Origin of the sequence: Flavobacterium lipolyticum (assembly GCF_020905335.1) — a bacterium.
Taxonomy (GTDB): Bacteria; Bacteroidota; Bacteroidia; order Flavobacteriales; family Flavobacteriaceae; genus Flavobacterium; species Flavobacterium lipolyticum.
Map to the genome: position 1 here is coordinate 2,079,328 of NZ_JAJJMN010000001.1, position 13,511 is coordinate 2,092,838.

9 protein-coding genes are annotated in these 13,511 nt (G+C 36.6%); 3 read left to right on the forward strand and 6 right to left on the reverse strand.

What is annotated here, in order from left to right:
• The first annotated feature begins 174 nt into the window (after positions 1-174).
• Together LNQ34_RS09235 and LNQ34_RS09240 are read left to right on the forward strand one after the other, a co-directional pair.
• Positions 175-714 (forward strand): 3-hydroxyanthranilate 3,4-dioxygenase, encoded by a 540-nt coding sequence (locus LNQ34_RS09235; protein WP_229999375.1) that lies wholly within the window; start codon positions 175-177, stop codon positions 712-714.
• A gap of 125 nt (positions 715-839) precedes the next feature.
• A complete protein-coding gene (locus LNQ34_RS09240; RefSeq protein WP_229999376.1) occupies positions 840-1,151 on the forward strand; it encodes a hypothetical protein in 312 nt (103 codons plus the stop codon).
• Between the two features lie 338 nt (positions 1,152-1,489).
• Here the strand turns inward: LNQ34_RS09240 and LNQ34_RS09245 are convergent, their stop codons facing one another.
• Complete coding sequence (locus tag LNQ34_RS09245) at positions 1,490-2,449, reverse strand: MBL fold metallo-hydrolase (RefSeq protein WP_229999377.1); 960 nt, start codon at positions 2,447-2,449, stop codon at positions 1,490-1,492.
• Positions 2,450-2,630: 181 nt separating this feature from the next.
• Between LNQ34_RS09245 and amaB the strand changes: the two genes are divergently transcribed.
• Complete coding sequence (gene amaB, locus LNQ34_RS09250; protein WP_229999378.1) at positions 2,631-4,184, forward strand: L-piperidine-6-carboxylate dehydrogenase; 1,554 nt, start codon at positions 2,631-2,633, stop codon at positions 4,182-4,184.
• Between the two features lie 81 nt (positions 4,185-4,265).
• Here amaB and LNQ34_RS09255 read toward each other — a convergent pair whose 3' ends face one another.
• The 5 genes from LNQ34_RS09255 to nuoL form a co-directional block, all read right to left on the reverse strand.
• Positions 4,266-7,112 (reverse strand): pectate lyase family protein, encoded by a 2,847-nt coding sequence (locus tag LNQ34_RS09255; RefSeq protein ID WP_229999380.1) that lies wholly within the window; start codon positions 7,110-7,112, stop codon positions 4,266-4,268.
• A 584-nt stretch (positions 7,113-7,696) separates the two neighbouring features.
• Entirely contained in the window at positions 7,697-8,470 is a 774-nt protein-coding gene (locus LNQ34_RS09260; protein WP_017494595.1) for a Bax inhibitor-1/YccA family protein, read from the reverse strand.
• A gap of 167 nt (positions 8,471-8,637) precedes the next feature.
• Complete coding sequence (locus tag LNQ34_RS09265) at positions 8,638-10,029, reverse strand: NADH-quinone oxidoreductase subunit N (RefSeq protein ID WP_229999382.1); 1,392 nt, start codon at positions 10,027-10,029, stop codon at positions 8,638-8,640.
• Between the two features lie 148 nt (positions 10,030-10,177).
• On the reverse strand, positions 10,178-11,617 hold the full coding sequence (locus tag LNQ34_RS09270) for a complex I subunit 4 family protein (protein WP_202701596.1): 1,440 nt from the start codon (positions 11,615-11,617) through the stop codon (positions 10,178-10,180).
• A 10-nt stretch (positions 11,618-11,627) separates the two neighbouring features.
• Positions 11,628-13,511: an NADH-quinone oxidoreductase subunit L gene (gene nuoL / locus LNQ34_RS09275; RefSeq protein ID WP_229999384.1), complete on the reverse strand. Its 1,884-nt coding sequence runs from the start codon at positions 13,509-13,511 to the stop codon at positions 11,628-11,630.

Genomic DNA, 13,511 nt, shown 5'->3' on the forward strand with positions numbered 1-13,511 from the left:
ATCACTGTAAACTGAGACTGGGACTGAGACTGGGACTGAGAACTGAGACTGAGAACTGAGACTGAGAACTGAGACTGAGAACTGAGACTGAGACTGAGACTGAGACTGAAAACTGGCACTCCAACTGAAAACTTTTCCTTAACTTAGCTACTTAGAAACTTACTACCTTTAAAAATGGCAATAGCTAAACCTTTCAATCTAACAAAGTGGATCGATGAGAACCGTCATTTACTAAAACCCCCCGTTGGGAATAAAAATCTTTATGTTGATTCCGGTGATTATATCGTGATGATTGTTGCGGGTCCGAATGCCCGAAAAGATTATCATTATAACGAAACCGAAGAGCTTTTTTATCAGCTGGAAGGCAGTATAAAAGTTATTATTCAGGAAGATGGCGAACGAAAGGAAATGGATTTACATGCAGGTGACATGTATCTTCATCCGGCAAAAGTTCCTCATTCACCTGTTCGTTCCGAAGGTTCAATTGGATTGGTAATTGAACGCAAACGTGCAGGAAAAGGATATACAGACGGACTGCTTTGGCATTGTGATCATTGCAATCATAAATTGTATGAGGTGCTTTTTGAATTGCATAATATTGAAAAAGACTTTCTGCCGCATTTCGAACATTTCTATAATTCGTTAGAGTTGAGAACCTGCGATAACTGCGGTACTGTAATGGAATCGGATCCCAGATTTGTGGCAAAGAAATAAACGTATACTTATTCAACCCGACAAGTTTTTAAAACCTGTCGGGTTTTATTTTTATGGCAAATAAATAAGTTACATTCGTATTTGATCTATATTTGTATTATAAACGATGTAAAAATATATCAAAAATGATACAGGAAATAATTACCTACATGAATATTGTGAACAGTATTGAAAATTTAATTGATAAATCTCCATATAAAAAAAATTATATTATCGAGAAAGTTGGTATTCCAAGTCCGACTTTCTATCGAAAACTAAAATCTCAGACTTTCACTCCGGATGAAGTATTGTCTATAGCAAAAATACTTTCTCCCGAAGAAAATTTCAGATTAGAGCTCAAGACTGATATTGAACAAGCCAAACGAGAGTTTGAAGAGGGTAATTTTATGACACATGAAGACATGCTACTTGAATTAAAGAGAAAAGGAATAATTTAAAAAAGGTCTAAAATTGTCGCCGGTCTTTGACGGTTATCATAAAACCGAATTAAATGAATGAAGTCCTCGTTAATTACATAATAGAGTGATTTAGAATGTAATAAATATTTCATTACATTCTAAATCATACCTAAACTTTCCTAAATGGGGATTTTTCGAAATTAAATTAGTACTTCGTAAAACTTCATTCACAAATTTTTGTGCGATTTCAGTATTTCTATATTGAATTAAATAATTACGTGTTGTATAAAAAGTATATTTAGCTTTTGTTGACCAAACAATTTTCATTATTAAAAAATTAGCTTAGTAAATTTATAGAAAAATACCTACAAAACTATTTACAATTCAAATCTTTTTCCTTGTTCAGGATAAATAATTTTAACCTCTAAGGCATTTTGTTTTTGCAGCTGTTCTTTAAGTTTTATAATATTTTTAGTGGGTGGCTTTAGATGAGTCACAATAATAGGAAAACCATTCAAAGTACCTTTTCCTGCTAATTCTTCTAAGACATGAAGCTCTTTCATGAGATAATTTGGAGTCAGGTGTCCGAATAAAAACTGATCCGGTTGTTCATTTGGGAAAGAAACCTCAATAAAAATACCTTTTAATTGTTTGCTTTTGATCAAAGGCGCAATTGCTGTCCAAAGAGACTTTAATTTATCGCTTTTCTCTACAGCATCAGGACCGGTATCTCCCAGATAGAGTATATACGATTCACCATTTTTAATTAAGAAGGCAGTGCTTTCAAACGGATTCACATGACTTAACGGAAATGCTTTTGCCGTCATCGTGGTATTGGTAATCGGAATTTCTTCTCCGATATTTAAAGTCTGAAAATGGTATTTTTTTAATGGAGTTCCGGGACCTTTATCTCCAAAATTGGCCCAGGTTTGATCATTGAAATAGTGATTTTCCATCATTTCCATACATTTTTCAGTGGCATAAACCGTCTTGGAAGAATCAGCAGGAGAGTTTATAATTAAACCCGAAACATGATCTAAATGGGCATGAGAAACAAAATAACCTTTAATGTATTTTCGTAAAACTTCGCTGGTTGAAACTTTAAAAACCTTGTTTTCAATTGCTTTTTCAATTCCGGCATTCACAGTTCCGGCATCTAAACAGATAAAATCATTGGTGTGAGTAGGGGCAACTAAATAGGCTGAAAGATTCTTCTCATCTATTCCTCCTTTTATGCCTAACGGAACTACCTGAAAGGAAGATTTTTTTTCTTTTTGAGAAAAGGCCTGAACTGAAATTAAAAGGAAACAGATTAAAAATCGGTTAAGAATAGACATATTAGAGTAATTTTAGTACCACAAATTTCATCAATTAAGACGAATAAATCATGATAGAAAGCTGTGATTCATTTTAATTAAAGCTAAATTTACCTGATTTTAACAAATTAGTTTGGTCTATTTTCGGTCCGAAATAATATCTTTACATAAAAATATAACAATTTTAACAAAAAAAGTTACAATGACAACAATAGCATCACAGTTTGGAATGAATGAGGCTCTGGAAAAATTGGGCATCAAATCAATAAACGAAGGAACATCAACGGGACTACAGAATTTTTCTTCAGGAGAAATTTTAAACAGTTTTTCACCGGTTGATGGAAAATTAATAGCATCAGTAAAAATGTCGACGCCTCAGGATTATGAAAAAGTTATGCAGGCAGCTACAGAAGCTTTTAAAAGTTTTCGTTTAATTCCTGCACCACAACGTGGAGAAATTGTGCGTCAGTTTGGACAAAAGCTTCGTGACAATAAAGAAGCGCTTGGTAAGTTGGTTTCCTACGAAATGGGTAAATCATTGCAAGAAGGTTACGGTGAAGTACAGGAAATGATTGATATCTGTGATTTTGCAGTTGGTTTATCGCGTCAGCTTCACGGATTAACGATGCATTCCGAAAGACCGGGACACCGTATGTACGAGCAATACCATTCGTTAGGAGTTGTGGGAATCATTTCGGCATTTAACTTTCCGGTTGCAGTTTGGTCGTGGAACACGGCTTTGGCATGGATTTCCGGAGATGTTTGTGTTTGGAAGCCTTCTGAAAAAACACCTCTTTGCGGAATTGCCTGTCAGAACATTATCGCTCAGGTGATCAAAGAAAATAATTTACCGGAAGGAATCTCTTGTTTGATCAATGGCGACTATAAAATTGGAGAATTAATGACAGCAGATACGAGAGTACCATTAGTTTCGGCTACAGGCTCAACCCGTATGGGGAAAATTGTAGCGCAGGCTGTTGCCGGACGTTTAGGGAAATCATTGTTAGAGTTAGGGGGAAATAATGCGATCATCGTTACTCCGGATGCCGATATTAAAATGACCGTTATTGGTGCTGTTTTCGGAGCTGTGGGTACAGCGGGACAACGTTGTACATCGACAAGACGATTAATCATTCACGAAAGTATTTACGATAAAGTAAAGGATGCCTTGGTTGCTGCTTATAAACAACTAAGAATTGGTAACCCATTAGACGAGAACAATCACGTTGGACCACTTATTGACACGCATGCAGTTGAAATGTATGCACTTGCTTTGAACAAAGTGGTTGCCGAAGGAGGGAAAGTATTAGTAGAAGGCGGAGTCCTTTCGGGAGAAGGTTACGAAAGCGGCTGTTACGTAAAACCTGCAATTGCCGAAGCTCAGAATTCATTTGAAATTGTGCAGCACGAGACATTTGCTCCAGTGTTGTATCTGATTAAATATTCAGGAGAAGTGGATAACGCTATCGATCTTCAAAATGGAGTTGCACAGGGATTATCATCGGCTATTATGACCAATAATTTGCGTGAAGCAGAAAGATTTTTATCAGTAGTGGGTTCTGATTGCGGAATTGCGAATGTAAATATCGGAACTTCAGGTGCAGAAATTGGAGGTGCTTTTGGTGGAGAAAAAGAAACCGGAGGTGGCCGTGAGTCAGGATCTGATGCCTGGAAAATTTACATGCGTCGTCAGACCAATACAATCAATTATACAACGAGTCTGCCTTTGGCACAAGGAATTAAATTTGATTTGTAGAATTCGTTTTTAATAACAGTTATAAAGTACAAAAGGCTTCCAAATTTGGAAGCCTTTTTGAATTTTAAGCTATTGAGTGCTTTATTTTTTTAGAACAGTTTGGTTGAACGAGCCTTCATTAGTATAAACTTTTACTAGGTAGGTACCCGAAATTAAATTACTTACATCAATGCTTTCCACATTTTTGCCTACACTTTTTACTAAAGTTCCCGACATATTGTATACCTGAACTTTTTCTATACTTTGCGCTGATTCGGAGAAGTATAAAACATTTGAAGCCGGATTTGGATATACAATCACCTTTGAAGCTTTTGATTCTGCAGGAATTTCAGCTGTTTGTGTTGTTCTTAGCGTACTTGCGCTATTGTATTCTGTACTGATGTAGAACAAATTGGCAACAGAACCTTTTGTAATGGTGTTGGATCCTGCAGGAATTGAAGCCGTCACCCTTCCGGCTGATGCAGTGTATGAGACATTATTTACTTTGATCGTTCCGGTAAAGTTAGAGTCGAAAACCAAGGTTAATGTTGAAGGACTCGTAGTAGTATAGGTAATGGTAGTATTTGATTCTATTTTGAGACGTGCTGTAAGAGTTAATCCCGCATAGGTTACTGATCCGTTAGTTGAATTCATATTTCCGGTAATAGTGTAAAATGAACTTGTTTTTCCGGATGTTGTAAAGTTATGAATCTCATCTCCGGCAGGTGTTCCGGTAGTAACAGTAATAGTTCCTGAACCTGTTGCTGGAGTTCCGGTTCCGGTTGTAGCTATCGAATACGACACGTTAGCACTTGGAGTTCCTGTAATGGTGATCGTTTTGGCACTGGTATTTTTTACAAAACTAATTCCTGAAGCAGGCAATCCTGTAATTGTTGCATCTGTTGCATTTCCTCCCCAGGTGAAAACAATTGTTGCAATTGCGGTTCCGCTGGCAACTGTTTGACTGTTATTGTTTGTAGATGTCAGTGTTTGCGTCCCGGCTGTGGTTACCGTAATGGTTCCTGAGCCAGTTGCCGGAGTTCCTTTTCCGGTAGTGGCGATAGAGTAAGAAACAGTAGCGGTTGGAGTTCCGGTAATAGTAATGGTTTTGGCGCTGGTATTTTTTACAAAACTAATTCCTGACGCCGGAAGTCCGGTAACCGTTGCATCTGTTGCGTCGCCTCCCCAAGTGTAAACAATCGTTCCGATAGCAGTACCGCTGGTTACAGTTTGATTGTTATTGGCAGTTGCCGTTAGGGTTTGAGAACTTGTAGGCGGATTGCCTTCTCCCTGAACAGCCACTAAAGTTCCGGTGTAATTGGTAAGTGCCGATTTCAGTGCCGTGATTACAAGTGAAGAGGTGTCATCTACACTATTATCAAAAGTCCATTTTAAATCGCCTCCCGAAACACGTCCGGCGTATTGAGTTACTTTTGTTTTAGCAGTCGCCGGTTGTTCGAGGATTAAATTTTTAACGTATAGTGCAGCATCAGTATCAAAGTTATTGTAGGTATTGGCTCCCGATTTTGATTTAACAGCGCTGCTTACTGTTTCACCTCTTGTCGTGGCAACATAAGCATCAAAGTCGGTTGTTGAGCTAATTTTTCCTGAAATATTGTATAACGGATTAGGATCGTTATAAGCAACGAAACGCATGCTATTCGTTCCGTTTGAAGCATCAAAGGTATTGTTGAAAGCTTTAATTGATCCTCCGGTTTCCCCTGAGAAAGTTCCCATAGTTCCGGCATTGTTTACCTGATTGGCTTCGTCCCAGATATCAGTACCCTGCAAAGAAGTTAACATGGGGTGTTTGCTGTTGCGGAAGTAATTTCCTTCTATGAATAACGAAGATCCTAATGTAGACCCCGAACCGTATTTGGCTACACCATCAAAATAATTGTTGTAAATGTGAGCGGAATAATAGCGCACACGAGGATGACGCGAATCAGAATGATCGAACCAGTTGTGGTGATAGGTGATGTACAAACCACTTGTAGTGCCTTCGCTTAGACCCAAAAGACTTGCTTTTCCGTTGTCCCAAAAGTGATTGTATGACAGGGTAATGTAAGTTGATGTTTTATTGTCTAAAGCTCCGTCTCCCTTAATTTGATCAGCATCGCTTCCTGCATTTCCATAAAATAAATCGCAGTTGTGTACCCAAACGTGGTCATTGTCTTGTTGCATACCAACATTGTCACCCGCGGTACTGTTACAGTTCATAAGACCAAGATTGCTTACCTCTATGTTCGATGCCGATTTCAAACGTATGCCCCAGCCATTGGCAACAGCATCATTTCCTATTCCTTCGATCGTAAGGTAACTGGCTGCATTGTTGGCATTTTCAATAACAACATCTCCGCCTTCCATCACAGACATGTCGGTAATATTTCCAATTAAACGAATGATAAACGGACGTGTATCTTTTCCTTTTTTGATGGCATACAATATATTTTGTAAACCAACACAAGGATTTGCACTGGCTCCGGTGATATTCATCGAAATAGTGTTTTTGGTATTTTGCGTGATGTATAAAATAACCGCATTGTCTTTCGGAGTTCCGTCAGCTTTGTATCCTCCCGGAACGCGTCCGCCCTCAAAAGCAAATCCATTACGATCATGGGCAGCAACGGTTAACGAACCTGTTGTTGAACCAGTACCTTCTGCACCCGAAATGACTGGTTTGATCTTAACGGTGTAAGATCCCGCTTTTAGACCCGGAATGTCTGCACGAAAATAACTTCCGTAACTTCTGATCAATTGGTCGTCAATTTTTTTATCGGTAACTCCATTACCGGAATAATACACATTGTAGGTTTGTGCATTGCTTACAGGTTGCCATTTAATAAATGCCGATTCAAGCCAGCCTGAGGATTCGGTAATCTGTACTTGTTGTGCCCATAGGGGTACTGTAAGTAGTAAAAGCAGGTGAATGAGTAGGTTTTTTTTCATAATTGTGGTTTTTTGGTTAATAAAGTTTTTTGTGATTTTTTGGGTATTGCTTCAATAAACAAATTTGTAATCGATTACACAAAAATATGTTATTTTTCGATATGTGTAAAATATTTGTTATAAAAAAGTAAAAATGATAAAAAATTATACTTTTGAATAGTGATAATGTAATAAATTGCATTAATTGTAATTTATTACATAAATACGATAGGTTTTGTGAAGTAGCATTTTTATTGCATTTAAGAGTATAATGGAGAGAAGAAACCGAATGCAATAAAACCAAAATATAGAATTATAACATTTTGAGTAATTTATGTTATAGCGATAAAAAAGTCGTGTTTTGTGATTTAAAAGTCATCTTTTCTACAGCCGTTCATCCCTTTTGAGATGGAAAAAGGAAGTAGTAGAGAAAGGGTGTCTGTGAATTTCCGGAGTATTGATTAGATTGAAGTTTTAAAGCAGGCTGAAAGCTTAAAACAGTAGTATAGTGTTAACATGGAGTGGGCATTAGCCTGAGGGGTAAGAGCATAAAAAAAAGCCTTTTGAATATTTCAAAAGGCTTTGGTTATGAGAAAAAGAAAGAATTAATCTTTGCTTGATAATTTTGATAATAGTCGTAAGAATTCAATGTACAACCAAACTAGTGTGATAATTAGTCCCATTGCGCCATACCATTCCATGAATTTTGGCATTCTTTGCTGTACTCCTTTTTCGATCTGATCAAAGTCTAAGAATAAGTTTAACGCAGCAATAATAATCACAAAAACGCTAATTCCGATACTCATCATGGAGTTTCCGTAATGAACAGGAGTCCAGCTTGTGAATAAAGAGACTAACCATGAAATTAAATAATAAGTAGCAATTGCTAATGTTGCCGCAACAACAACTGACTTAAATTGCTCCGTTACTTTTACGATTCTGAATTTATATAAACCAAGGCATACTAAAAAAGTAACCAGAGTTGCTCCAACGGCGTTAATTACAATTCCGGGATATTTGGCTTCAAAGATGGCTGAAATTCCTCCAATGAATAGTCCCTCAAATAAAGCATAACCAGGAGCTAAATAAGGAGAAGCCTGAGGTTTGAAGGCTGAAATTACAACTAAAATTAGTCCAATGATGGCACCACCAATAGCTGGCAGCATCACATTCATCCCATTAAATGCCATCCACCACGTTACCATGGCCGATCCGCATAAAATTAAAAACAAGATAGCCGTTTTGTTGATTGTACCCGATAAAGTCATCTCCTGATTGTAGTCGATAATTTGTGCCTGATGTACTTCTTCAGCTTTTGAAACAGCATTAGAGGAGAAACGCTTGTTGCTTAAAAATGGATTTTTTGAATTGAAGTTCATAATGTAATTGGTTTTAAAAACTCATCAAATATAATCGATATTTTTTGATGTGCCTTGATTCCTATGGAATTTTTAACAGTTTGGGGACGATTGTTTTGAAGCTTTATTCCTGTAAATAAAAAAGCCGTCAATGAAAATTGACGGCTCGTATCTTGATGTTGAAATTTTTATTTTAAAAGATCTAAAACTAAAGAAGGGAATAAACCTAAAGCAATGTTTAAAGCAATTGAAATTACTGCAACCGCATAAATAAGGAAAGGTTTTCCTGTACGTTCCTGATTCGGCTCTTTAGAGTACATCGCTAAGATTAGTTTGAAATAATATCCAACACTAATAATGGAGTTGATAACCGCTACAATTACTAAAGCAATGTATCCTGCCTGAATGGTTTGGTTAAACAAGAATAACTTAGCGAAGAAACCGGAGAAAATAGGAATACCAGCCATAGACAATAGCGAACCTGTAAGGATTGCTGCCAATAGAGGATTTGTTTTTCCTAAACCATGGAAATTGGTAATATCTTCGTTATCCTGATTTTTACATACGTATAAAACAACACTGAATGCAGCGATTCCGGCCAATGCATACGCAGCTGTGTAATACAATAAAACACCTGCTGAGGTTGCTATCGTTAGCAAAGTCATTAACATAAAACCGGCATGCGAGATTCCTGAGAATGCCAGCATACGTTTTACATTTACCTGACGCAATGCCATTATATTTCCAACCGTCATAGAAGCGATTGAAACGATTACAACAATAGTTTCAAAAGTTCCTAAAAGATCCTGATTGTCTAGTGATGGAATGAAATTCAATGCAGAAACCAATTTATAAAGCGTAGCGATTGCTACAACTTTTGCCAAAGTACTCATTAAAGCAGTAGTCAACGCAGGAGAACCTTCGTAAACATCCGGAGCCCAGAAATGAAAAGGAACCGCTGCTACTTTGAACAACATACCAATAATCATCAAAATCATTCCGATTGGAAACCAGATTGGCAATTCGGCAGATAAAGAGATTTCATGGATTTCAGCTACATCAAAAGTTCCCATCGCTCCGTAAATCAAACAGATTCCGAATAAAATGATTCCTGATGCAAAAGATCCCATTAAGAAATATTTCATACCAGCCTCATTACTTTTCAAGTTCAAACGATCACTTGCTGCCAAAACGTAAAGAGCAATTGATAGAATTTCAATTCCTAAGAAAAACATCGCTAAGTTTCCGAAAGAAACCATAGCCACTCCACCGGCTAATAAAAATACTTTGATCGCAACGAAATCGGAGATTTTGGTTGGATGATTTTCGTAAAAATTATGACTTAATGCTACCAGGAAAATGGTCAACACAATAAACAACGATGAAAATGTCACAGAGAACTTACTCACTGTAATCATATTGTTATAGTAACTTGCTGTTGATCCGAATTCGTAAAAGTTAAGTGCCAAAACACCTAGTAAACCAATGATGGTAATAGGAACAATGGCCTTTCTTAAATTAAGAATTTCAAACAATAGGCAGAAAATACCCAATCCTGTTATAGCTATTAATGTATTCATTTTTGTTTTTTTGATTTAGGAAATCTAAAACTAATGATGCCCTAATTTATTTTTATTTAAAATATTTTTTAATTTTTTTACAGTGTTTAACTTTTTAAGTTTCTAAATCAATCTGAAATCAAAAATCGTTAATCCGTATTCTAAAATCTTAGTTTTTATGGATAACGTTCAGAATCGTTTCTAAACTTGGTGTAATCAAATCTGTAATTGGTTTTGGATAGAATCCGAAGAAAATCAACACTGCAATAATCGCTACTAATGAAATTCCTTCATTAACAGAAACGTCAGCAAAAGTTTTCGAATTGGTTTCTCCCAACATTACATTTTGAAACATTTTAAGCATATAATAAGCTCCTAAAATAATAGTAGTTCCGCCTAAAACAGCAAACCAGATATTAATTTGAGAAAGACTATACAGAACAGTAAATTCTCCAACAAAGTTAAAAGTACTTGGTAAAGCAACAGAAGCCAATACCAAAATTAAAAACATAGAGGTGAATTTTGGAGATTGTGTACGAATACCGCCTAATTGTGAAATTTCTCTGGTTTCATATCTTCTGAAGATAATTTCGGCTGCATAGAACAAACCTACTACTACAAAACCGTGAGCAATCATTTGCAATACAGCTCCACGTAAACCATCAATAGTTAGGGTGTAAGTTCCTGCAGCAATTAAACCAACGTGCGCCAAAGAAGAGTAAGCCAATAATTTCTTTAAGTCTTTTTGTCTTAAAGCTACAATTGATCCGTAAATCACACCCGCAATTCCAAGAGCAATAAAGATGTTCATGTATTCTTTTGCTGCCAATGGTGCAAGTGGCAATTGCCAACGAATAACACTGTACAATCCCATCTTTAACATGATACCGGATAAAAGCATTGTTCCAACCGTTGGTGCTTTTTGGTACACATTTGCCTGCCAGGTATGGAAAGGAATGATTGGAATTTTAATAGCATAAGCAAGGAAGAAAGCTAAGAATATCCATAATTGCTCGCAAGCTGATAAATTTAATTTGTACAAATCTTCGATTAAGAAGCTTCCGGCTTTCTGATACAAGTAGATAAAAGCAACTAACATGAACAAGGAACCTGCCAGGGTGTAGATAAAGAATTTAACTACTGCTTTTCTGCGTTCTTCGGCATCACCATTCCCCCAAATAAGGGCAATAAAGTAGATTGGAATAAGCGCCAACTCCCAGAAAATATAGTATAAAAGACCGTCTGCTGCCAGGAATGTTCCTGTCATAGCAAAGGCCATAAATAAAATTAGAGCATAAAAACCTTTGGCATTTTTGTATTCGTTACCAAAAGAAGAAAATATAATAATTGGCGTTAAAGCTACAGTAAGCAAAAGCATCGCCATACCTAAACCATCTGCGTTTAAAGCAAATGAAATTTTTGGCTGAGTAATCCAGGTATTGATCAGGCTGATATTCTCACCAGCTGAAAAATGATTTAATAAAACAATTGAACAACCTAAAGCCGCCAAACTAAAGAACAAAGCTACTTTTGATGCTAGTTTGTCACCAACAAAATAAGTGGCAAATGCACCAATTAGAAGAATAATTAATATAAGAGAAACGTTCATAGTTGTAAAATTATTTAGCTAAAAATATATAGGAAACAATGGCACAAAGCCCTAAAACAAATGCAAAAAGATATAATCCGATACTTCCGTTTTGTAATTTTTTACCTTGAAAAGCCAATTCGTTGGCTACTTTTCCTAATCCAAAAACAAGGGCAGACAGACCAGTTTCGATATAGTCTCTGAAAAATTTTGATAATGCATTAACAGGACGAACGAATACTGCATCGTAAGCTTCGTCTACATAATATTTGTTGTACAATACTTTGGTCAAACCGCTAATGTTTTCATCCGCTTCCGGAACATTATCCTGTTTGAAGTATTTCACATAAGCAATTAAAATACCTAATAATCCACCCAAAACAGCAACACCCATTAACGTGTATTCTGTGGTACCTAAATGGTGCTCTTCACCTGCAACTTTTGTGAAAAGAGGGGCTAGATAACCATTTAACCAGCTGTTTCCAGGTAAACTGATCAATCCTCCAAAAGTAGCCAGAATAGCTAAAATCACTAAAGGGAAAGTAATCAATCCGTCACTTTCATGTAAGTGGTGTTTTTGCTCTTCGGTTCCTCTGAAATCTTTAAAGAAAGTAAGGAACATCAATCTGAACATATAAAAGGCTGTCATGATCGAAGCAATAGATCCTACTACATAAAGAGGAATATTGTGATGGAAAGCCGTTAATAAAATTTCGTCTTTAGAGAAGAAACCGGAGAAAAACGGAACACCTGAAATGGCTAATGATGAAATTAACATCGTCCAGAAAGTGATAGGCATCGCTTTACGCAAACCACCCATTTTACGCATATCCTGCTCTCCGTGTAAACCGTGAATTACAGATCCTGAACCTAAGAATAAACAAGCTTTGAAGAAAGCGTGTGTGATTACGTGAAAAACAGCTACTTCATAAGCACCAAATCCTAAGGCTAAAAACATTAAACCTAATTGAGAAACGGTAGAGTAGGCCAATACTTTTTTAATATCGGTCTGAACCAAACCAATTGTTGCAGCAACTAATGAAGTTACAGCTCCAATAACAGCAATAACCGACTGAACGTCCGGAGCTAAATCAAATACAAAGTTCAAACGGGTAATCATAAAGATACCGGCGGTTACCATTGTCGCAGCGTGAATCAATGCCGAAACCGGAGTTGGTCCTGCCATCGCATCTGGCAACCAGGTGTATAATGGAATTTGTGCTGATTTACCACAAGCTCCAATAAACAAACATAAAGCAGCTAATGAAAGCAATGGGATATTTAAGTTCGATGCTCCTGCGATTGCCGTTTTTAAAGTAGCATAATCTAAAGTAGAGAACATAGCACCTAGTATGAACATTCCGATTAATAAACCTAAATCTCCAATTCGGTTCATGATGAAAGCTTTTTTCGCAGCATCATTGTAATCCTGGTTTTTGTGCCAGAATCCAATTAATAAGTACGAACAAAGTCCAACACCTTCCCAACCGATGAATAAAACTAACAAGTTACTTCCTATTACAAGAGTAATCATGAAGAAAACGAACAGATTCAAATAAGCAAAAAACTTGTGCATATTTTCATCGTCGTGCATGTAGCTGATAGAGTATAAATGTATCAATGATCCAATACCGGTTACGAAAAGCAACCAAAGTAAAGACAACTGATCTAGTAAAAATCCAAGATTGATCTTTAAATTACTAATTTGAATCCAGTCAAATAAAGTAACCTGAAGCGCTTGTTTGGTTTGGCTCACCTGATTGAAAAAGAAAAGGGTAACAGCAAAAGAAACCACTACAGCAGCAGTTCCGATGATTCCTGAAACGGTTTTTCCTAAGCTCTTGCCAAAGAAAACATTGATTAAAAATCCTAAAAAAGGAGATAAAACTAAAAGTAAAGCTAAATTGGTATCCAT

Excerpts from the sequence above, each read along its gene's own strand:
- LNQ34_RS09235 (WP_229999375.1), top strand. The coding sequence starts at position 175 with ATGGCAATAGCTAAACCTTTCAATCTAACAAAGTGGATCGATGAGAAC.
- LNQ34_RS09265 (WP_229999382.1), bottom strand. The coding sequence starts at position 10,029 with ATGAATACATTAATAGCTATAACAGGATTGGGTATTTTCTGCCTATTG.
- amaB (WP_229999378.1), top strand. The coding sequence starts at position 2,631 with ATGACAACAATAGCATCACAGTTTGGAATGAATGAGGCTCTGGAAAAA.
- LNQ34_RS09255 (WP_229999380.1), bottom strand. The coding sequence starts at position 7,112 with ATGAAAAAAAACCTACTCATTCACCTGCTTTTACTACTTACAGTACCC.
- LNQ34_RS09240 (WP_229999376.1), top strand. The coding sequence starts at position 840 with ATGATACAGGAAATAATTACCTACATGAATATTGTGAACAGTATTGAA.
- nuoL (WP_229999384.1), bottom strand. The coding sequence starts at position 13,511 with ATGGATACCAATTTAGCTTTACTTTTAGTTTTATCTCCTTTTTTAGGA.
- LNQ34_RS09260 (WP_017494595.1), bottom strand. The coding sequence starts at position 8,470 with ATGAACTTCAATTCAAAAAATCCATTTTTAAGCAACAAGCGTTTCTCC.
- LNQ34_RS09245 (WP_229999377.1), bottom strand. The coding sequence starts at position 2,449 with ATGTCTATTCTTAACCGATTTTTAATCTGTTTCCTTTTAATTTCAGTT.
- LNQ34_RS09270 (WP_202701596.1), bottom strand. The coding sequence starts at position 11,617 with ATGAACGTTTCTCTTATATTAATTATTCTTCTAATTGGTGCATTTGCC.